The 23174-nt window shown below is 42.6% G+C and carries 16 protein-coding genes and 1 pseudogene; 16 read left to right on the forward strand and 1 reads right to left on the reverse strand.

The window, feature by feature from the left end:
* Window positions 1-5 precede the first annotated feature (5 nt).
* The 7 genes and pseudogenes from H8796_RS12635 (at window position 6) to H8796_RS12665 (ending at window position 11260) form a co-directional block, all read left to right on the forward strand.
* On the forward strand, window positions 6-533 hold the full coding sequence (locus H8796_RS12635) for an alpha-L-fucosidase C-terminal domain-containing protein (protein ID WP_117936590.1): 528 nt from the start codon (window positions 6-8) through the stop codon (window positions 531-533).
* Between the two features lie 17 nt (window positions 534-550).
* A complete protein-coding gene (locus H8796_RS12640; protein ID WP_117936592.1) occupies window positions 551-2860 on the forward strand; it encodes a beta-galactosidase in 2310 nt (769 codons plus the stop codon).
* A gap of 17 nt (window positions 2861-2877) precedes the next feature.
* A complete protein-coding gene (locus H8796_RS12645) occupies window positions 2878-4581 on the forward strand; it encodes a glycoside hydrolase 43 family protein (protein WP_117936594.1) in 1704 nt (567 codons plus the stop codon).
* A gap of 37 nt (window positions 4582-4618) precedes the next feature.
* Window positions 4619-7066: pseudogene (locus H8796_RS12650) on the forward strand (glycoside hydrolase N-terminal domain-containing protein).
* A gap of 79 nt (window positions 7067-7145) precedes the next feature.
* Window positions 7146-8237 carry a DNA polymerase IV gene (gene dinB, locus H8796_RS12655; protein WP_117936596.1) on the forward strand — a complete coding sequence of 364 codons (1092 nt, stop codon included), beginning with the start codon at window positions 7146-7148 and terminating at the stop codon, window positions 8235-8237.
* 326 nt (window positions 8238-8563) lie between these two features.
* Window positions 8564-10498, forward strand: coding sequence for a heparinase II/III family protein (locus H8796_RS12660; protein ID WP_117936598.1), 1935 nt, complete (start codon window positions 8564-8566; stop codon window positions 10496-10498).
* Between the two features lie 60 nt (window positions 10499-10558).
* Entirely contained in the window at window positions 10559-11260 is a 702-nt protein-coding gene (locus H8796_RS12665; protein ID WP_009000604.1) for a DUF4627 domain-containing protein, read from the forward strand.
* A gap of 206 nt (window positions 11261-11466) precedes the next feature.
* Here H8796_RS12665 and H8796_RS12670 read toward each other — a convergent pair whose 3' ends face one another.
* Window positions 11467-12645 (reverse strand): aminopeptidase C, encoded by a 1179-nt coding sequence (locus tag H8796_RS12670; protein ID WP_117936600.1) that lies wholly within the window; start codon window positions 12643-12645, stop codon window positions 11467-11469.
* A 555-nt stretch (window positions 12646-13200) separates the two neighbouring features.
* Between H8796_RS12670 and H8796_RS12675 the strand changes: the two genes are divergently transcribed.
* From H8796_RS12675 to H8796_RS12715, 9 genes are all read left to right on the forward strand, one after another.
* Entirely contained in the window at window positions 13201-15957 is a 2757-nt protein-coding gene (locus H8796_RS12675) for a transglutaminase domain-containing protein (RefSeq protein ID WP_117936602.1), read from the forward strand.
* An 82-nt stretch (window positions 15958-16039) separates the two neighbouring features.
* Window positions 16040-16477: a hypothetical protein gene (locus H8796_RS12680; RefSeq protein ID WP_117936604.1), complete on the forward strand. Its 438-nt coding sequence runs from the start codon at window positions 16040-16042 to the stop codon at window positions 16475-16477.
* Between the two features lie 102 nt (window positions 16478-16579).
* Entirely contained in the window at window positions 16580-17134 is a 555-nt protein-coding gene (locus H8796_RS12685) for a 4Fe-4S dicluster domain-containing protein (RefSeq protein WP_004301919.1), read from the forward strand.
* A 2-nt stretch (window positions 17135-17136) separates the two neighbouring features.
* Window positions 17137-18003, forward strand: coding sequence for a CoB--CoM heterodisulfide reductase iron-sulfur subunit B family protein (locus H8796_RS12690; RefSeq protein WP_032853828.1), 867 nt, complete (start codon window positions 17137-17139; stop codon window positions 18001-18003).
* Window positions 17991-19991 carry a CoB--CoM heterodisulfide reductase iron-sulfur subunit A family protein gene (locus H8796_RS12695; RefSeq protein WP_004301921.1) on the forward strand — a complete coding sequence of 667 codons (2001 nt, stop codon included), beginning with the start codon at window positions 17991-17993 and terminating at the stop codon, window positions 19989-19991. The genes H8796_RS12690 and H8796_RS12695 overlap by 13 nt, the downstream gene beginning before the upstream one ends.
* Before the next feature lie 14 nt (window positions 19992-20005).
* A complete protein-coding gene (locus tag H8796_RS12700; protein WP_004301922.1) occupies window positions 20006-20479 on the forward strand; it encodes a hydrogenase iron-sulfur subunit in 474 nt (157 codons plus the stop codon).
* Window positions 20472-21272 (forward strand): 4Fe-4S binding protein, encoded by an 801-nt coding sequence (locus tag H8796_RS12705; RefSeq protein WP_117936606.1) that lies wholly within the window; start codon window positions 20472-20474, stop codon window positions 21270-21272. The genes H8796_RS12700 and H8796_RS12705 overlap by 8 nt, the downstream gene beginning before the upstream one ends.
* Window positions 21273-21281: 9 nt before the next feature.
* Complete coding sequence (locus H8796_RS12710; protein ID WP_117936607.1) at window positions 21282-22295, forward strand: 4Fe-4S dicluster domain-containing protein; 1014 nt, start codon at window positions 21282-21284, stop codon at window positions 22293-22295.
* Window positions 22288-23130, forward strand: a complete 843-nt coding sequence (locus tag H8796_RS12715) for an FAD/NAD(P)-binding protein (RefSeq protein WP_117936609.1) — start codon at window positions 22288-22290, stop codon at window positions 23128-23130. Before H8796_RS12710 ends, H8796_RS12715 begins: the two co-directional genes overlap by 8 nt.
* Window positions 23131-23174: the final 44 nt, after the last annotated feature.

Consider the following 23174-nt stretch of genomic DNA (forward strand, 5'->3'; position numbering starts at 1 on the left):
AAAACATGAAAAAAAATAGACTGTTATGTGCAATGGGAGAAGGTATTCAGGCAATATATGGAAATTTGCTTCTTAGTGTTCCATTGCGTGGTAATGGTTCCATTGATGAAAAAGAAGAAGCAATTTTGAAAGATATTGCTTCTTGGATGGCAGTAAATAGGGAGGGAGTATATGGAACTCGTCCATGGGAAGTCTTTGGTGAAAGTCCGGCGGCAGAGGCTGTAATTCCGTTGAAAGGTCAGGGATTTAATGAAGGAAAACATCAGCCTTATACAGCGCAGGATATTCGTTTTGTGAAGAAAGAAGTTTTTTTATATTCACACGTGATGGCTTGGCCGCAGAATCGGAAAGTTGTAGTGAAATCGCTGTCAGCAGGAAATCGTTTGGCTGAAAATGTTGTCGACAAAGTTGAGTTGCTAAGTTATGATCATCTCCTTGAATATAGTCAGACAGATGAGGGGGTGATTGTAGAGCTTCCTGAAACGAGACCGAACTTGTTTTCATTGATTCTTAAGATTTTGACAATAAAATGATATATGTTGTAGTGTGTATGAAAAAGTATATAACTTGTTTGTTCGGATTTCTGCCCATGTTTATGTCAGCTCAAAATATAACAGACCTAGCTGTTATGAATGATCGAATGGCAGACACTTTCATTGGAAACGGTACGCAAGTATCGTCCATAGATGATTCAGTGTTTGTTCATCCGGATAGAATCCGTTATGACCGGCAATGTATACAGATTGAAGGGAAGGACGTGTTCCTGTTTAGTGCTGCGTTCCATTATTTTCGTGTGCCTCAACCTTTGTGGCCGGATCGTTTTAGAAAGTTGAAAGATGGTGGTTTTAACTGTGTGGAGACATACATTCCCTGGAACTGGCATGAACGGAAAATGCCTCGTTCACCGCAGGATGAATCCTGTTTGGACATGAAGGAACTGGATGACTTTCTGAAAATGGCGGAAGATTTCGGACTTTATGTGATTGTCCGTCCCGGGCCTTATATTTGTGCAGAATGGAGTGGAGGTGGTTTCCCGCAATGGATTATGCAAAAGAAACCTGCAAAGACCACTTTCGATACTTGGTTACAAAGTAATGATCCTGAATTTATGCGTTGGAATGAGCATTGGTACAGAGCTGTATGCCGTGTAGTGGCACCGCACCAATTAACGCGGAAGGAGAGGGGGCATACAGGTGTCATCTTTTTCCAGGTGGAGAATGAATTTAATCGAATTAAATGGTTTCCGAAAGAGGCCAAGAAAGACTATTTGATCCAACTTACGCAAATTGTTCGTAAATATGAAATAGATATTCCGGTTATAACTTGCTGGACGGATGAAGCCCGTAATGTGAAGGAGGGTGTTCTTAACGGCGTGGTAGATATGGTAAATAGTTACCCGCGTTGGGAAATAGAGAAGAATTTCGGTCGTTTGATTAATCAACAGTTACGTACCCAACCCGGCAAACCGTTAATTTCGGGAGAATTGCAAGGTGGATGGATGAGTGAAGTGGGAGGAAAACTAAGTTGGGAACAGGATGGTTTAATGCCGATACAAACGCAGAATATTACCTTGTATGCACTGCAGCGTGGTTTTTGTGGGATTAACTATTACATGACTGTAGGTGGTACTAACTTTGATGATTGGGGAGCCAGACAAATGACTACTACCTATGATTATGCAGCTGCCATTGCTGAAAACGGTTCGACTAATGAGCGTTATCGTCGTTTTCAGGGATTAGCGCATTTACTGAAAGAACATGGTACTAGAATTGCCCGTGCTGATGTGCTTCCTGTAGAGTATGTTTCTACTGATCCGGATGTGAAGTTGGCATTACGCAAGACTTCCAATGGTGACCGGTATTATTTTGTGAGAACAGAGGAGCATACCCGTCATCATTTTGGTACCATACAGACTTCCGATTTCACTTTTGATTTTTCATTGGAACCGTTTGGAGCAATGATTTATTATCTGCCTTCAGGTAGCAGTCAGGGTGATTGGTTACCGAAACTTCCTGATACGAAATCTCGTCCGGTAGTTGAAGCGGATACTATCAAACTGACGCTTGATATGCGGATGGCTGATCCGCTCCCCACTCGTTGGATGAAGTTGAAGAAAGGAGAATACATTGATCACGATGGCATTTACGGACGTCATTTAGTGTATTATCGTACTTATGCTCCGCAAGGAAAATTGCTTGAAGTAGGGCGTATTGGACATAGACTGATAAACGGTACGGATGCAGATGAAGTGCTGGTGTCTGTTCAGGGAAAGATACTGCCTGCATTGAAAGAAGATGCATACAATGTATTCTATCAACTACCGGGAGATTCTGCTGTAAATAGGAAGACTGAAGTAATCATACTTTTTGAAAGTAAAGGCTTGCATCACCATACAAAAAAAATAGTAGAAGATTACTGGGGCATAGGAATAGACTATGTAAGATGCGGTAGTAAGGATCTTACTTTGGAGTATGCATATACGGAAAATGAGCGCGGACTTAACTTGTCAAAAGGGATTCTATTGCAGGAAAAAGTGCCTGTAGGGACTTCTAAATTGAATGAATCGCTTTTGTCATGGTATTCATATTCATTTACTTTACCAGAACAGCCTCATGGAGTGTGGTTCCCTTATCATCTTCGTTTGGAACATTCAGGAAATGGTTTTATCTATATAAACGGACACTGTATCGGTCGTTGTTGGCAGAAAGGTCCCCAACGTGAATACTATATTCCCGAGTGTTGGCTGAATATGGGAGGTGAAAATCGTTTGGTTGTCAGTTTACGCCCTACAAGTGATGGCGTTGATATACAAAGGGCTGAAATTATACCTGTCACTTGGGTGGCGGAAAGTAGTGAGTAATAAATCAAAATCATATCATGATGAAACTTAATTTCTTTTTTCTGATAATTGCTGTTTTAGGGGAAACTATGAGTGCTCAAGTTACTGGACGTTGGGGAGATCAGGGAGACGGTACTTTCCGCAATCCTGTGATAGCTGCTGACTATAGTGATCCTGATCCGATTCGGGTAGGTGATGATTACTACTTGGTAGCTTCTACATTTGAAAGTTATCCTGGAGTTAGCGTCTTACATTCAAAGGATTTAGTGAACTGGACTACTATAGGGGCGGCATTGACTGATTTAGTGACGGTCGATTCGGCTTATAGCGCGAAGCGCATGGAACGTTATAATGGTGGTGCTTATGCTCCAACTATTAGTTATCATCATAATCAGTTCTATATTTATGTAAATCTATATACAGATGGTTTTTATATGGCTACGGCTGATAATCCGAAAGGTCCTTGGAAAACTCAATTTGTAAAAGATAAATACGGCCGACCTTTACGGGTGACTCGTTGGTCTGATCCCTGCCCTTTTTGGGATGATGACGGAAAAGCTTATTTGGTAAGTAGTCATCCTGGAAGAGAGTATTGGTATAGTTACATTTTCCAAATGTCTGAAGATGGAACAACTTTATTGGATGCAGATTCCGCTCACATGGATAAAAAGAATTTCTTATATCAATATCCTGATGGAGGTACAGTGATTTCACCGTATCATTCCAGTGAGGGAAACCGCATATTTAAGCGAAATGGTTATTATTATTTGCAGCATATTGAGTTTACTGATAAAGGACTTGGAGAAGGCACTTATGTATTCCGGTCACGTCATCTTTATGGTACACTTCCTGACGGTACACCGGGAAGGCCGGGACAGCCAGGTAAGTATGAGGTGTTTGCAGTAGAAAAAGTAAAGAGTCGTGAAAATTTGCGCATACCTGGTCAGGGAGGATATGTAGATACATCTGACGGTAGGTGGTTTTGGATAGGGCAATTTACTCGTGATTACGCTTGCGGCCGTCCTCCGCATTTATTACCGGTGACATGGATAGATGATTGGCCGGTGATAGGTGTTGAGGTGAAAAATATGGAAGGGAAAATGGGTTGGCAATTGCCTAAACCTATTATGGGATTTTCTATTTCCCTTCCGCAAGGAAGTGATGAATTTACGAAATCGGTGCTACATCCGCAATGGATGTGGAATCATGTTCCAGATAATAAAAAATGGTCTTTGACAGAACGTGCCGGGTATTTACGGTTATACGCTTTCCCTACAGTTGGAGGAAAGGGTTTCTTTAAGGCTGGTAATACGATAAACCAGCGCTATATGCATAGCGATTCTACATCCGTTACTGTAAAGATGGAAGTTGGGGGAATGGCTAGTGGGCAGAAGGCGGGATTGGCTCATTTTAATGGTGGTAAAACATATGCTTCTATTGGGGTGGTTAAACGGGGGAATGACCTCTGTTTGGAGTTTGGAATGAATGGACATATTGTGGAGGGTGAAGCTTTTCCGTCTGGTCAAGATAGTATTTATCTCCGTACTTCCATGGGAGTGGACGCTAAAGCCGATTTTCAGTATAGTTGGGATGGTATGACATTCTATCATTTAGGTAGCAAGTATCCGATGACATCTGCAAATTTCCGGGGGGATATGATAGGTATTTTCACTTATAATGATTTGGGAGAATCTGGTTTTATAGATGTAGATTGGTTTCATTACCAAGTTTCTAATAAATAAAGGTAAAGCTTAATAGTTGACTAATGAGGATATTTCTATGGTAAGATTAGATAAGATTTGTATAGCATTGGTGTGTGTGGTGTGTTCATTGAACATATCCGCTGATGATTTGAAATTATGGTATAGTCGTCCCGCTACGGTTTGGACTGAAGCATTACCTTTAGGAAATTCCCGGTTGGGAGTGATGGTTTATGGTGGTACAGGTGCTGAGGAACTTCAGTTGAATGAGGAAACAGTGTGGGGGGGAGGGCCTCACCGTAATGATAATCCTAAAGCTTTGGCTGCATTGCCTCAAATCAGACAGTTGGTGTTTGAGGAGCGTTATCGGGAGGCACAGGAAGTGGTAGCACAAAATTTTGAAACTCCGCGTAATGGTATGCCTTATCAAACGATCGGTAGTTTGTTGCTAAACTTTCCCGGACATGAGAAAACTACGGAGTATTATCGTGACTTGGATATCGAAAGGGCAATAGCAACTACGCGTTATAAAGTAGGAGAAGTGACTTATAACCGGGAAGTTTTCACTTCCTTTACAGATAATGTGATTATAGTTCGATTGACCGCAAACAAACCGGGGGCTTTATCATTTACAGCTTCTTATAAATCTCCTTTACAACATGAAGTCCGTAAGTCGGGAAAAAGGCTTATATTATCTGGGAAAGGAACTGATCATGAAGGTGTAGCTGGTGCTATTCGTGTCGAAACACAGACCGAAATAAAAAATGAAGGAGGTCGGGTAGTGGTTACAGATAAAAATATTCTTGTGAATGGAGCCAATGCTGTAACTCTTTATATTTCTGCGGCAACTAATTTTGTGAATTATAAGGATGTGAGCGGAGATGCACACAGAAAGTCTAAATCTTATTTAGATAGTGCCTGTAAGAAAAACTATGAGCAAGCACGTGAAGAACATATAGCTTATTATCAGAATCAATTTAACCGTGTAAAGTTGGATTTGGGGACTTCGGAAGAAGCAAAAAGGGAAACGTATTTACGGGTAAAACATTTCAATGAAGGGAAAGATGTGGCATTGGCTACTTTAATGTTTCAATATGGTCGTTATTTGTTAATATCCTCTTCTCAACCGGGAGGGCAACCTGCCAATCTGCAAGGAATATGGAATGATAATTTATTGGCACCCTGGGATGGAAAATATACAGTAAATATCAATCTGGAGATGAATTATTGGCCGGCTGAAATTACTAATTTGAGTGAGACACATTTGCCATTGATGCAGATGTTAAAAGAATTGTCGGAAACAGGGAGAGAAACAGCGCGTACAATGTATGGTTGTGATGGTTGGGTGTTACATCATAATACCGATATATGGCGTTGCACAGGACTTGTGGATAAAGCATTTTGGGGAATGTGGCCTAATGGAGGTGCATGGTTGTGCCAGCATTTATGGCAACATTATCTTTTTACTGGTGATAAGACTTTCTTAAAGGAAGCCTATCCCATCATGAAAGGAGCTTCTGATTTCTTTCTTCATTTTCTGGTTGAACACCCTAAATACGGATGGATGGTGACTTGTCCGTCCAACTCACCGGAGCATGGACCGGAAGGAGATGAAAAGAAGAATGCGCCTTCTACTGTGGCTGGCTGCACGATGGATAATCAGATTGTTTTCGATCTTTTTTCTAATACTTTGCAGGCTTGTAAAACGTTGAAGGAAGATGCTGGTTATGCCGAACGTTTGCAAAAAATGATTGAACGCTTGCCTCCCATGCAGATTGGTAGATACAATCAGTTGCAGGAATGGCTGGAGGATGTAGACGATCCTACGAGTGAGCATAGACATGTATCTCATCTCTTTGGATTATATCCGGGTAATCAGATATCTCCTTATGCAGATCCTCTGTTATTTCAAGCTGCAAAAAAATCTTTAGTTTACCGGGGAGATCAAGCGACAGGATGGTCGATTGGCTGGAAAATAAACTTGTGGGCAAGGCTTTTGGATGGTAATCGTGCTTTTAAGATTATTAATAATATGTTGGTACTGGTAGAACCGGGAAAGTCTGATGGACGTACATATCCGAATCTATTTGATGCACACCCCCCTTTCCAGATTGATGGGAATTTCGGTTATACGGCAGGAGTTGCCGAGATGCTTCTGCAAAGTCATGACAATGCAGTACAATTGCTTCCGGCGTTACCGGATGCTTGGCAGGAAGGTAGTGTAGAAGGACTGGTTGCTCGTGGAGGTTTTGTTGTAGACATGAAATGAGAGGGTGCGCAGTTATCTAAGGCGACTATACATGCTCGTTTGGGTGGGAATCTTAGATTACGCTCCTATGTGCCTTTAAAGGGAAAAGGCTTGCGTGAGGCAGAAGGCGAAAATAATAATCCGTTTTTTCAGGTGGAACGAATAAAAAGACCGCTTATCTCTAAAAAGATTTGTCCGCAGTATCCTTTGTTATATAGAGTGTATGAGTATGATGTAATGACTGAACCAGGGAAAAGTTATTGTTTTGAGAGGATATAACCCCCAAGAAAGATTCTCAATAAAATATATTTTATTTATTCGGAGATTTGTAGTAAGTTTGCTATAAATCCCCGAATAAATGACGCAGAGAAAGATTATACATATCGACATGGATGCCTTCTATGCCTCTGTAGAACAGCGTGATAATCCTGAACTTCGTGGCAAACCTTTGGCAGTAGGTCATGCTGAAGAGAGGGGAGTTGTGGCTGCTGCCAGCTATGAAGCCCGGCGTTATGGTGTTCGTTCGGCCATGTCCTCCCAAAAGGCGAAACGCCTTTGTCCCCAACTCATTTTCGTATCCGGCAGGATGGACGTTTATAAATCTATTTCCCGCCAGATACATGAGATTTTTCACGAATATACAGACCTCATCGAACCTCTCTCTCTGGATGAGGCTTTCCTGGATGTTACTGAAAACAAGAAAGATATTTCTCTGGCTGTGGATATAGCCAAGGAAATAAAGCAGAAGATTCGCGAGCAACTCAACCTTGTTGCGTCTGCCGGAGTATCTTATAATAAATTTTTAGCTAAAATAGCTTCGGACTATCGCAAACCGGACGGCCTATGTACTATTCACCCGGAACAAGCTCTTGATTTCATCGCCCGTCTTCCTATTGAATCTTTCTGGGGAGTGGGACCTGTGACTGCCAAGAAGATGCATTTACTGGGTATCCACAACGGACTTCAACTACGGAAATGTTCTCTTGAAATGCTGACAGGTCATTTTGGAAAAGCAGGTACACTGTATTATGAATGTTCGAGAGGAATTGACGAACGTCCTGTCGAAGCAATTCGTATCCGTAAATCTATCGGCTGTGAACGTACATTGGAACGGGATATTTCGGCCCGTTCATCGGTCATAATCGAATTATATCACGTTGCAGTAGAGCTGATTGAACGTCTTCAGCGAAAAGACTTCAAGGGAAACACACTTACCTTGAAAATCAAGTTTCATGATTTTAGCCAGATCACCCGAAGCCTTACTCAATCGCAGGAACTGACTACCTTAGACCGTGTACTCCCACTTGCCAAGGAACTGCTTAAAAGTGTGGAATATGAACAACATCCGATCCGGCTCATCGGGCTTTCTGTCTCCAATCCAAAAGAAGAAGTCGATGAGCAACACGGTGTTTGGGAACAGTTGAGTTTTGAATTTAGCGATTGGGATTAAGGTCTGAAATACGGGAAGAGAACTGAATGTCAAAATAGAGCCTTTATTTGGAATAAACAGAGGCTCTATTTTCCTTAAACAGAGCCTCTGTTTTGCTAAAATAGCACCTCTGTTTTCTTGGAACGAAATCTCTGTATTTTTGAGATGAAATCTCTGTTTAAATATGAGTGAAATAGATTATTCTATAACCTAAAAGCTTGAAATGAAGCAATTATGAGTATAAATTTTGAAGTATGTACTTTTTTGTCATTAGGTTCGTATGATTTACTCACCTCATTTTTTATCAGATACACTATCTTTGCAATACTTAAATGAATGAAAATACCATGACTCGAATGAAACATTTGCTTTGTGTTTTTCTGGTAGCAGCTTTGGGAAGTCTTTCTTTCAAGGCAAACGCATATACCGAACGCAATATGCTGCAGAAAGCGGCAGACGAAACTACGTTGAAAAACGTGTTGGTAATGAAACAGGCTTGGGTGCCTTACCCTGCTTATACAGATCGCGCCGCTTGGGACTCGTTGATGGGCCCTAACAAACAGCGCCTCATCGAAGCCGGTGAAAAACTCCTCGACTATAAATGGCAACTGATACCTGCCACTGCTTATTTGGAGTACGAACGTAGCGGTAACCGGAAAGTGATGGAAGTTCCTTATGACGCCAACCGCCAGGCACTTAACACCTTGATGCTCGCCGAACTGGCCGAAGGAAAAGGACGCTTCATCGACCAACTACTGAACGGAGCATATATGAGCTGTGAAATGAATTCATGGGTTTTATCCGCACACTTACCTCGCCAGAGCAGCAAACGTTCACTGCCCGATTTCCGCGAACAAATTATTGACCTCGGTTCAGGCGGATATGGAGCTTTAATGGCTTGGGTGCACTATTTCTTCCGTAAACCATTCGATAAAATTAATCCCGTGGTATCTTTACAAATGCGTAAGGCAATCAAAGAACGTATTCTCGATCCATATATGAACGACGATGAAATGTGGTGGATGGCTTTTAACTGGAAACCGGGGGAAATCATCAACAACTGGAATCCTTGGTGTAACTCGAATGCCTTGCAATGTTTCTTCCTGATGGAGAACAATAAAGACAAGTTGGCAAAAGCCGTTTACCGCTCTATGCAATCAGTCGACAAATTTATCAATTTCGTGAAGTCCGACGGTGCCTGTGAAGAAGGTACATCCTACTGGGGACATGCTGCCGGCAAACTCTATGACTATTTGCAGATACTCTCCGACGGTACAGGTGGAAAACTGTCTCTGTTTAATGAGCCGATGATTCGCCGGATGGGAGAATATATGTCCCGCTCATACGTGGGCAATGGCTGGGTGGTGAACTTTGCTGATGCATCGGCACAAGGAGGGGGTGATCCCTTATTAATTTATCGTTTCGGTAAAGCTGTAAACAGCGATGAAATGATGCATTTTGCCGCTTACCTGCTGAATGGGAGAAAGCCGTATGCTAACATGGGCAACGATGCTTTCCGTTCTCTCCAGTCTCTGCTTTGCTGTAATGAACTCGCAAAAGCAACTCCGAAACACGATATGCCGGATGTAACCTGGTATCCCGAAACAGAGTTCTGCTATATGAAGAACAAGAACGGTATGTTCGTTGCCGCTAAAGGCGGATTTAATAACGAAAGTCATAATCACAATGATGTAGGAACTTTCTCTCTATACGTGAATACGATTCCCATGATTATTGATGCCGGTGTAGGTACCTATACCAAACAGACGTTCGGTAAAGACCGCTATACTATCTGGACCATGCAAAGCAATTATCACAATTTGCCGATGATTAACGGAGTACCGCAGAAATTCGGTCAGGAGTATAAAGCGACAAACACAGTTTGCAATGAGAAGAAACGTACATTCTCTACTGATATAGCTACTGCTTATCCGGCAGAGGCGAAAGTGAAAAGTTGGATTCGCTCTTACGCACTTGATAATAATAAATTAATTATCGGTGATAGTTACACATTGAATGAGGTTATTGCTCCTAATCAATTGAATTTCTTAACCTGGGGCAATGTTACTTTCCCATCCGAAGGAAAAATCCGAATCGAAGTGAAAGGACAAAAGGTGGAAATGACCTATCCGTCACAATTTAAAGCAGAACTGGAAACAATCAAATTAGATGACCCGCGCCTGTCTAACGTATGGGGCAAGGAGATTTACCGCATCACACTAAAGACAGAAGAAAAGAAAGCGACTGGTAAATATGAATTTGTGATCCAACAAGTGAAGTAAGATGAAGTAGATTTTTTTAAGCAAGAAAAAATAAAGTATAAACAATTAAATCACAGTAAGATGAAAAAAGTATTATTTGCCGGCCTTTTGGTCATTGCAGGAGTAAGTGTAAGTGCACAGAACCTGATAAAGAATGAAAAATTTGCCACTGAAGTGAAGACTAAAGTGACTAACGCTAACAAAGCAACTGCAGGAGAGTGGTTTATCATGAATAATGAAGCTGATGGAGCTACTACTATTGCTTGGGAACAAACAGGAGATGCTAAATATCCGAATGCGATGAAATTGGACAACTCCGGTGCCGACAAGAATATCTCTTGGTATAAGGCTTTCCTGGGACAACGTATTACCGATGGTTTGGAAAAAGGTGTCTATGTTCTTACTTTCTATGCAAAAGCTAAAGAAGCAGGTACTCCGGTAGGTGTATACATCAAACAGACCAATGAAGAAAAGAACGATAATGGTAAGTACAATACTACTTTTTTCATGCGTAGAGACTACGATGCAGATGCTCAACCAAATGCTTCTGGCGCACAGTACAACTTTAAAATTAAAGATGCTGATAAATGGACTAAAGTAGTGGTTTACTATGATATGGGACAAGTAGTTAATGCAATTAGCAGTAAGAAAGCAAATGCTGACTTGGAAGTTTCTGATACTGACGATGATGCTGCTATTCTGAAGGATTGTTATCTGGCCATTCTTTCACAAAACAAAGGCGGCGTTGTAGAAATCAGCGACGTGACATTGAGAAAGAAATAAAAACTAAAGGGGGGAGTGCCTGTCACTCATAAATTGCTATCTTTTTTAGGCACGGATTACACGGATTAACGCGGTTACTTTGTAGCAATGACAATACTTAAGACCGTGAAATCCGTGTAATCCGTGCCTAAATTATTAAGAACACATACTTAATATATAGACTCCATAGAATAATCAACCTCCTATTTAGGGTGATACCAAGCGGCTTATTGAATTCCGAGTTTCTTCTTCAATTCCTTTGGCAGAGAATCTTTATGTACCATGACACAAATAGTTTTGGCACGTACATAACTTTCAGACATATTCAGATAACCTCCGGACTTGTTGCTTTCTGCTCCCCAGGAATTCTTGGTAATGTAATATTTAGTACCATTCTGGTCTTTTACAATGCCGGTGATGTGCATCAGGTGGTCATCGGTTGTTACAAACTTCTCGTAACCATCCTGGCGGATTTCTGGTGTTACATTGATTTCCGGATAAGGATGCTCGAACTTGAAAACTTCATCCATACGCTGATATTTAGGCATAGCTTCAAAACGGGCACGATCGGTAGTTGAGTAATCTTTCACATCCTCTACTTGCGGATTGATGGCGATTCCGTTTTTGAAAGAGAAACCCTGTTCGCTGACATCACCATCCCAGCATACGGTATATCCCTTGTTCAATGCATAGTCGATAGCCCCGATTAGTTCGTCCAGCGGAAGATTATACATCGGTTGATTCTCCCAGTTGTCGGGCACTTCAGGTGAGAAGGTTTCATAATAAGGTTTATGAGTGAAACTGGTCAGCTCGATATAATCATCCATGTTCAATCCCAAACTTTCAGTGAAAGATTGAGGCGTATATTCCTTTCCTTTATAAGTAAACTTTTCAGGAAGCTTGCCCAAATAAATATCGAACAGATTGTTGATGAGCGCATCATATTCCGGAGTACACTTTTTAGAAGCAATATTTGCATCCACCAATGCTTTGAGGTAGCGTGACAATGCTCCGTGGTTATGATCTTTGCTGTCGTTTAGCAATCCGGTGTATACTTCTTCCGGAACGATTCCCGCTTTCTTATAAGCGTTTTTGAAAGTGTGCGCCAAACTTCCTTCCCCAATGCTTCCTTTACCACGACGCAGATAATTATCTTCGATCTGATTCATGTACTTCTGGCGGACGATAAACATTTCCGAGAGATCATATTCTCCTTTTCCCATACGGAGCAGTTCCGACTCCATAAAAGAAGCGGTGGCAAAGCACCAGCAGGTTCCTGTGGAACCCTGATCTTTAACAGGTGTTGCTTTGTGAGATACAACGGTTGTGAATTCATAACCGGGTGTTTGTGCAAAAGAGGTTACGGCCAATAAAAGCAGCGCAACCGACATAAATAGCTTTTTCATAATGTGTTTTATTATCTTTCTTCTGCAAATGTATAAAAAAAGCGAGGATACTCGAAAGTTCCTCGCTCTATTTATTATAATTAGTGTGTTTATTTACATGGCAACCTGCTGTGACAGCAGTTTTTGAAGTTTACCGTTCAAGGTCTGACACATAGCACCATTTCCCATTGCTTGATAGCGTTTAATACGGTACTGTAACATCATAATTTTTTCATTTGCATTCTTTTTCATAATTTGTTTCCTCTTTTTTTGCCCTCCACGTTTTGAAGAGCGGTTTTACATCTTGTTTTCTCTAATAACACTGCAAAGATACGAATTGTTTTCGAATTATATGCTGTAAAACATAAAAATCTTCTTTTTCTTTTGAATTTTCTTTTTATGAGGGTTCGAACACGGTTCATGTTACAAACCTGTTACAAAATGCCCGTAATTCTCCGTCGATGACAATATTATTCTTATCTATCACATTTTTATGTACTTATCTAGGCTTTCAGAAAATATTCTTGTATTTTTGTCAGTCAGCAACCTTATTATTAGAATAAACCAAACACTCGTATGAAAACATTCACCCATCTTTTGTGCGTCCTGATTTTATCAATTGCGCTGTTTGCTTGTAACAATGCTCACTTTCTCAAAGAAGAAGCCTACCGGAATCAAGTGATTCAAGACTTTGAACTGAAAAAACAGGCACTCCCTCATGGAGATTTATTTGCGATCTTTGCCGATTCTGTTTTGTCGGTCTATGAGCGCGAAGCATTGATGTTTCTCTATGCTTATATGCCGATAGGAGATGTGACGGACTATCCGGGAGATTATTATCTGGAGAATGTACGGCTGTCGAAGCAGACGCGTGGCGAGATGCCTTGGGGAAAAGAGATTCCCGATGAAGTGTTCCGTCATTTTGTTTTGCCGATCCGGGTGAATAACGAGAATCTGGACGATTCCCGTCGTGTGTTTTATGGCGAGCTGAAAGACAGGGTGAAGGGGCTGCCGATGAAAGAGGCTATATTAGAGGTGAATCACTGGTGTCATGAGAAAGTAGTCTATCGTCCGAGTGATGCGCGTACCAGCTCACCATTGGCGTCAGTCAAGACGGCTTATGGGCGTTGTGGTGAAGAGTCTACATTTGCGGTGGCTGCTCTCCGGTCGGTTGGTATTCCGGCACGTCAGGTGTATACGCCTCGTTGGGCGCATACGGATGATAATCATGCTTGGGTGGAAGCATGGGCGGACGGACATTGGTATTTCTTCGGTGCCTGTGAGCCGGAGCCGGTTTTGAATCTGGGATGGTTCAATGCTCCTGCCAGTCGGGGAATGTTGATGCATACGAAGGTCTTCGGGCGTTATAACGGTCCGGAGGAAATGATGCTTGAGACACCGAATTATACGGAAATCAATGTAACGGAGAATTATGCTCCGACTGCAAAAGTATCGGTGACGGTGAGAGATAAGAATGGACAACCTGTTGCCGGAGCAAGAGTGGATTTTAAAGTATATAACTATGCGGAGTTTTATACAGTTGCTACTAAATACACTGATGCCAATGGTCAAGTATCATTAACAGCCGGTAAGGGAGATATGCTGGTATGGGCTTCCGATAAGGGAACATTCGGCTTTTCCAAGCTATCTTTCGACAAGCAACCGGAATTGATATTGACACTTGATAAAAAGGAAGGAGATATTTTTGAAGAAGATATTGATATCGTTCCTCCCGTTGAGAATCCTATTTTGCCGGAAGTAACGCCGGAGCAACGGGCAGAGAATGATCGGAGAATGATGCAGGAGGATTCGATTCGTAATGCTTATGTCGCTACTTTCCCAACTGCGGAACAAGCTGATTCCATTGTATCCTGTTTGAAAGGAAAATTAAGTTCGTTTGCCGGGAAGGCACTGGCTTCTTTCTTGTTGGATTCAAGAGGGAATCATGATGTATTGGTTCGTTTTCTGAATGAGGCAGACCGACAGGGAAAATTGATGAAAGGTGCGGCTTTATTGTCCATACTTACTAAAAAAGATCTTCGTGATGTGCGTTATGAAGTGTTGATCGATCATTTGTTGAATACGAAAGATGTTGATACCTATTTGTATGACTGTGTTATACCGCCCTTTCACTGCATGGATGCTTCGACTGAATATGTTTATGACATTCTTGCTCCCCGTGCTTCAACGGAGGCATTGACACCTTATAAATCTTTCTTTCAGTCTAAGTTCTCTGAAGCGGAAATGGATACTTTCCGGACTCGCCCGCAAGCTTTAGTTGAATGGGTGAACCGTAATATTACGATTGATGAAGAAAATAACTTCCAGCGTATCCCTATTTCTCCGGAAGGGGTTTGGCGTGCGAAGGTGGCGGATTCATATTCACGGGATCTGTTTTTCGTAGCATTGGCGCGTAGTATGAATATCGGTGCTGATATAAGGAGTACAGACGGGCGTGTAAGATATGTAAGTTGGCCTGAAAACAGGTGGGGAAGCGAATTCATGGAGGTTGATTTCGATAAACAAGAAGCAGTGGAGGCATCCAGGGGGATTTATCATTTTTATGAAGGTGATAAGGCAATTGCTCGTGATGATAAGAGAGTTAAGTATTATAGTAAGTTTACCATTTCCAGGTTGCAGGAGGGCAGACCGGAATTGATTAGTTATGAAGAACAAGATCCCAGATTGAGAAATATGGGGGTATTGGATGCCGGATATTACTTGTTGGTTACCGGTACGAGACTTGCCGATGGAGGTGTGTTGGCGAGAATTTCTTCTTTTGTATTGCCTGCACAGAAAGACGAATTCAAACCTGTAGCGACAAAAGTACCCTATCATTTGCGTGAATCCGGAGAAAAGGTTGCTGTTATCGGTAATTTCAATTCCGAATCGCTTTTTACGCCGGTGGAACGAATAGGAGAGAAAGTGATGCCTTTGGCACAACAAAGTATTTTGCAAACCTGCGGACGTGGCTATTTTGTGGTAGCTGTTCTCGGGGCAGGGCAGGAGCCTACCAATCATGCACTAAGAGACATAGCCGCTCTGGGCAATGACTTCGAGCAGTGGGGACGCAAAATGGTCTTTCTTTTTCCTTCGGAAGAACAATACAAGAAGTTTAATGCTGACGAATTCAAGGGACTTCCGTCTACCATCACTTACGGTATTGATACTGATGACAGTATTCGGAAAGAAATCGTGCAGGCTATGAATTTGAATAACTCCATTCTGCCAATCTTTATTATTGCTGATACATTTAATAGAGTAGTCTTTGTTTCTCAAGGATATACAATCGGTCTAGGTGAGCAATTGATGAAAGTTGTACATGGATTATAAGAAAGATTCAGTATGAATAATCGTTAATTATTGCTCGTGATGTGTCTTTTTCGAAAAAGAATGATTACGTTTGCAGCAAATTATGACTAAGTATATTTTTTGCATATTAGCATGCGCATTTCTGGTGTTGGGACTTAGCAATGTTTCCGATAAAGATTTGCAGGGATTTCAGAAAGAAACTGAAATCTCATCTAATCGTATGCAATATACGGCAGAGTCATCTTGTCGCATCTCTTCTGCCGACCTCAATAAGTCAAGTAAAGTATCGCATTCGCAGTTTGTTGACGAGACATCTAATTGTAAAGTCAGTGACTGTATTTTTGATAATATCTCTTTTCCGAGAAGCATTGTTCCTTTCAAGAACTTGAAGTTCAATACAAATACTGTGATTATACAGATATTGAGCTCTCTGAATGTTCTGCTTCCGGAAAACCGTTTGGGTCATACCGATCTTGATGTCAATTACACTAAATATTCGTGTAAGTATTACGTCTACACATTGGCGCATATTCTCATTTAGACAATATTCTTTTCTTTTGGTTGGGTGAGGTGTGTCTTATTCTGATACCTCTCTGCCACTCTTTCCTTTATTTTTATTATTATCTATTTTATTCATGTCAACATGGAAAACAAAGAATGTATTTCCTATGACTTGGAACAAAAGACGGGTATTGATGTGTCTTATTGCTACCAGTGTGGCAAATGTACGGCCGGATGTGTGTTATCAGAGGAGATGGATTATGCTCCCAGCTATATTCTCCGGTTGTTACAGACAAAAAATGCTCAAAATGACCGTCGCGTGTTAAGTTCCAACGCCATTTGGATTTGCTTGAATTGCGAAAACTGTATTGCCCGGTGTCCCAAAGAAATAAACATTCCTGAAGTGATGGACTACCTGCGTGAGAAATCCCGGAAAGAAGGATGCATAAGTAAAGAGTCACGCCCTGTTGTAGCTTTCCATTCCGCTTTTCTCGAATCAGTGAAAAGAACAGGAAGACTCTACGAAGTGGGATTGGTTGCAGGTTTTAAAGCCCGCACTTTACGTCTGACACAGGATTTGAATGTGGCTCCTGTTATGTTCGTCAAAGGGAAACTCAACCTCCTTCCGGAACGGGTAAAAGATGAGAATAAGATCAAAAAGATATTTGCACAAACCATTGAAAAGACTCAAAAGTAGCTATGAGAATCGGTTTCTATCCGGGATGTTCGCTAAACGGAACTTCTCGTGAATATAATGAATCAGTCAAAGCACTGGCACAGGCGATGGGACTCGAACTGATCGAGTTGAAAGACTGGAACTGTTGCGGTGCAACGGCTGCTCACTCCATGAGCAAACAATTGTCTCTTGCCTTACCTACCCGTGTGTTGGCTTTGGCAGAACAACAGGGATTTCAAGAAATCGTTGTCCCCTGCGCTTCCTGTTACAATCGTTTGAGTGTTGCTCAATACGAATTAATGCACAATGAAGCATTGAAGGATGAAATACTGACTACAGTTGGAATGCGCTACCTCGGTAATGTGAAAATATTGAATGTCATCCAGATGATAGAGAAATATATGCTGGATGCATTAAAAGAGAAGATAGTACGTCCTTTTGCTCATCAAGTGGCTTGTTACTATGGCTGCTTGCTGGTGCGTCCCCATAAAATATTAAACTTCGACCGTTTGGAAGATCCGCAAAGCATGGACAAAATCATGTCTCTGATTGGTGCCACTCCTATTGACTGGGCTTTCAAAACGGAGTGTTGCGGTGCGGGCTTGTCCGTTTCTCGCACAGATCTTGTAGGACGTCTCTCGGGAAATATACTGAAAGATGCTGATGACCGGGGAGCGGAAGCCGTGATTGTGGCTTGTCCGATGTGTCATTCTAATTTGGATATGCGTCGCCCTGCTATCAACCACTATCTGGCAAAACCTGTTACCATACCGGTTCTTTATATCACACAGGCTATCGGACTGGCTGTCGGACTGACTCCCAAGGAATTGGGACTGGGACGTCATTTTGTAGCTGTAAATTTGAAGGAGGCGGAAGTATGTCTAAAATAGGAGTTTTTATCTGCCATTGCGGTGAAAATATCAGTGCAACTGTCGACTGCGAAAAAGTGGCCGAGGCGGCAAAAGAAATGGAAGGCGTTGCCTATGCCATCGATTATAAATATATGTGTTCCGATCCGGGACAGACATTGATTAAGAACGCCATTAAAGAATATGGATTGGATGGCGTTGTCGTTGCTGCCTGTTCTCCGCGAATGCATGAACCTACCTTTCGGAGAGCATGTGCGGAAGCCGGATTGAATCCTTATCTGTGCGAGATAGCTAATATTCGTGAGCATTGCTCTTGGGTACATGAGAAAGGGGAGGCAACTACCCGTAAGGCTGTCGATATTGTCAAAAGTCTGGTTGAAAAGGTAAAGCGGAATCATCCTTTGGTTCCCATTCAGGTTCCTATCACCAAAAAAGCACTGGTGATTGGAGGAGGAATTGCCGGAATTCAGGCAAGTCTGGACATCGCCAATTGCGGACATCAGGTCATTCTGGTAGAGAAAGAACCGTCCATCGGCGGACACATGTCACAGCTTTCGGAAACTTTTCCTACATTAGACTGTTCGCAGTGTATTCTTACTCCCCGAATGGTGGAAGTAGCGCAGCATCCGAATATCACTCTTTATACGTATGCCGAACTGGAGCATGTGGAAGGCTTTATCGGTAATTTTAAAGCCAGTATACGCCTGAAAGCGAAGAGCATTGATGAGAAATTATGTACCGGTTGCGGACTTTGTACGACTAAATGTCCTAACAAAAAGATACCGAGCGAATTTAATGCCGGTTTGGGAATGCGTACAGCTATTTATGTTCCTTTTCCGCAAGCAGTGCCCAATAAACCGGTGATTGATAAAGAACATTGTACCCATTATCGCAATGGTAAATGCGGAGTCTGTGAAAAGCTATGTCCTACGGGGGCTATCCGTTTCGGACAAGAGGACCGTATTATCACCGAAGAAGTCGGAGCGATTGTAGTAACTACAGGATTCAATGTGTTGAATACAGACTTTTTCCCCGAATATGGATATGGAAAATACAAAGATGTCATTACCGGATTGCAGTTTGAGCGTCTGGCATCGGCTTCCGGTCCTACATTCGGAGAGATTCGCCGTCCGTCTGACGGACAGATTCCTCAAAAGATTGTATTTGTAGCCTGTGCCGGTTCCCGTGATCCGGCCAAAGGAATTCCTTATTGCTCTAAGATATGCTGTATGTACACAGCCAAACATGCGATGCTTTATCAGCACAAGGTACATGGTGGCGAATCGTACGTGTTCTACATGGATATTCGTGCCGGAGGAAAGAATTATGAAGAATTTGTGCGCCGTGCCATTGAAGAGGATGGAGTGAATTACGTCCGTGGTCGCGTCGCCCGTATATATGAGAAGAACGGTAAATTGATTGTTAAAGGAGTAGACACCCTGTTGGGAGCATCACCTGTCGAGATAGAAGCTGACATGGTAGTGCTTGCCACAGCGGGAGTTGCCAACAAGGGAGCGGAAGAACTGGCGCAGAAGATGCACATTTCTTATGACCCTTATCAGTTCTTTGCCGAATCTCATCCCAAACTGAAACCGGTGGAAACGAATACAGCCGGAATCTATCTGGCAGGAGCCTGTCAGGCACCGAAAGATATTCCCGAAACAGTGGGAATGGCTTCGGGAGCCGCTGTGAAAGTAGCAGGATTGTTTTCACAGGCAAATCTGGTTCGCGAGCCATTGATAGCCGTTGTCAATCGTACTGCTCCTCCGTTATTCAGTACTTGCGTAGGATGTTTCATGTGTCAGACAGCTTGTCCTTATCAGGCTATCGAACGTGAAGAAATAAAAGACAGGAATGGGAATGTAATAAAGACAGTTGCTAAAGTAAATCCCGGACTTTGTCAGGGTTGTGGTACCTGTGTTGCTTTCTGCCGTTCCAAATCTATTGATATACAGGGATATTCCAATGAACAGGTCTATGCCGAAGTGATGGCATTGCTGAACCATTAAAAAGAGAGTAAGCTATGAACGAAAATAAGATCGAGAATAATCAGGAATTTGAACCGCGCATTGTAGCTTTTGTCTGTAATTGGTGCACGTATGCCGGGGCAGACCTGACAGGTACGAGCAGGTTGAAGTATGCGACTAATGTAGAAATTGTCCGCTTCCCCTGTACAGGAAGAATTGACTTTATGTTACTGTTGAAAGCCTTTGCCGGAGGTGCTGATGGAATTATCGTTTCGGGTTGTCATCCGAATGACTGTCATTATACATCCGGAAACTTCCACGCACGTCGTCGTTGGATTGTATTCCGCGGACTGCTCGACTTCTTGGGTATTGATGTACGTCGTATCCGTTATTCATGGGTGTCGGCGGCAGAGGGAGCTAAGTGGGCTGATCTGGTGAATGAGACAGTTGCCGGAATCCGTGAACTGGGACCTTATCTGGAGTATCAGAAAGCTTCGGACTATTTGGAAAAGGAGGCTATCTATGAGTAAACTGACAGAAAAAGCAGTTGCTTTGTTACAAGAAGGAGAAGTGAATCTTGTGATAGGCTATGAAGAAGGAAATCATGGAACACGTCCTCTCTTTTGCCGGCAGGCAGAAAATGCCGACAGGCTGATACTGGACGACCGTTGTACGAATAATATTGCAGTTTATCTGACAAAACGGGAATTAACAGGAACAGGCAAAGTGGCTATAACAGCTACGGTTCCGGCATTACGGACGATTGTTCAATTGGCATTCGAAAACCAGTTGAAAGAAGATAATCTTCTAGTATTGACCGTTGACGGACATGGAGAAGTTATCCAGTTTAAAGGATTCGATGAAATAAAAACATATCTGGCAGACTTTCCCTTGACTATTAGTGAGGAGAATCTTCAACTGATTGATCGTCTGAAAAAGATGAGTCGTGAAGAGCGGTGGAAATATTGGATGGAGGAAATGTCGAAATGCATCAAATGCTATGCTTGCCGGGCTGCCTGTCCGTTGTGTTATTGCAGCCGGTGTATTGTGGAGGTCAATTGTCCGCAGTGGGTACAACCCTGGTCTGCTCCGCTGACAAATATGGAGTGGCAGATTAACCGCGTGATGCACATGGCAGGACGTTGTATCGGTTGTGGCGCTTGTAAACAAGCCTGTCCGGTGGGTATTCCTCTTCATTTGATGACACAAAGTATGATGGAAGACATTCAGGGCGAGTTCGGGGTTGCTCCCGGAGCTATCAATCCTGCGGGAAATGTACTTTCTACCTTCAAGGCAGAAGATAAAGAGAACTTTATACATTAAAAGAAAGTAATGGAAAATCTACATATCAGTAAAAGCAGTCTGCAAGAATGGTTTCATCAGATGGTGAAAAAGGAAATGCATATTTTTGCTCCTGTGCATTCAGGAGATAAAGTAGACTTCAAAAGAGTGACTTCTTACGATGAGGTAGCGACGGACTATGTGCAGACTACCCAGTCGGCTAAACGCTTTGCGTTCCCGAAAACAGAAGTGCTGTTCTCTTATCAGAAAGACGGGAAAGAAGCTACTTTGCAGGAAGCGGATATTAATGCAATTCCCGAAACGATTCTCTGGAAAATCCGTCCTTGTGATGCAGCAGGGTTTGCACCCCTTTCCGGTATTTTTAATTGGGATTATAAAGATAAACTATACAATGCCCGGCGGGAGAAAATGACATTAATCAGCTTCAGTTGTGCACAATGCGATGAATCATGTTTCTGTACTTCCGTTCACGGGGGGCCCGGTAATACTGCCGGCAGTGATATTCAGATTACGGAGTTGCCGGATCAGAGTGCATTGGTGGAAGTCTTGACAGCAAAAGGCAAAGCATTGGTTAAATTCTTTGTGAAAGAATATACACCTGCCGAAGAAATAGATAAGGAACAATATCTGGCATCTGTTCCCACCCGTTTCAATGTTGATAATATACGTGAGAAGTTGGCGGGAGCATTCGACAGTCCTGTTTGGAAACAACAGTCCGAACGTTGTTTGGGATGTGGCGCATGCGCTTATGTTTGTCCAACTTGTGCCTGTTTTGATATTCAGGAAGATGCCAAAGGTTCGTCCGGTCATCGTGTCCGTTGTTGGGATTCTTGCGGCTTTTCGCTGTTTACCCTCCACACATCCGGACATAATCCGCGTCCGACACAAAGCGCCCGTTGGCGTCAGCGCATTTTGCATAAGTTCTCCTATATGCCTGAACGGATACAGGAAACCGGTTGTACCGGATGCGGACGTTGTTCGCGTGCCTGCCCGGTAGATATGAATATACTTGAACACTTAATATCGATATCAAGCCATGAATGAGCAGTCGAATATATATCTTCCGCACCTGATGGTGATTGAGAAGATAACCCATGAAGCTCCGGGAGTGAAGACTTTCCGGTTAAGATTTAAAGACGAGAAGGAAGGAGAAACCTTTCACTTCAAAGCCGGACAGTTCGGTGAATACTCTGCGTTTGGTGAAGGAGAGTCAACTTTCTGTATTGCTTCGTCGCCTACTCGTAAAGGATATATCGAGTGTACATTCCGTCAGGCAGGACGGGTGACTACCGGACTTGCCAAACTGGAAGAAGGAGCTACCGTTGGTTTTCGAGGACCTTTCGGAAACACATTTCCGTTGGACGAGTGGAAAGGAAAGAATCTGTTGTTCGTTGCAGGTGGTATAGCGCTTCCGCCGATGCGTTGCGTCATCTGGAATGCATTGGACAGGCGGGAAGATTTTAAAGATATAACGATTGTTTACGGAGCCAAGTCTGTTAACGACCTGGTATATAAAGAAGAGCTGAAAGAATGGGAAAACCGTCCGGATGTCAATCTGATAACTACGGTTGATCCCGGGGGGGAGACTCCCGACTGGACAGGAAAAGTCGGTTTTGTACCTTCGGTGCTTGAGGCTGCTGCACCTGCCAGTGCAGATACTGTGGCAATAGTTTGCGGACCTCCGGTGATGATAAAGTTCACTTTTCCTGTATTGGAGAAGTTAGGCTTTGCCGATGAGAATATTTATACCACCCTGGAGAACCGGATGAAATGTGGTGTTGGAAAATGTGGACGGTGTAATGTCGGGAAGTTGTATGTCTGCAAAGACGGTCCCGTATTTACCAAAGCCCAGTTGAGTGATATACCTCCTGAATACTAATGATAAGGTATTCAAGGATTAAAATATTGTGTTTTCCGTTGTGA

Origin of the sequence: Bacteroides sp. M10, assembly GCF_014334015.1 — a bacterium.
GTDB classification, from domain to species: Bacteria; Bacteroidota; Bacteroidia; order Bacteroidales; family Bacteroidaceae; genus Bacteroides; species Bacteroides intestinigallinarum.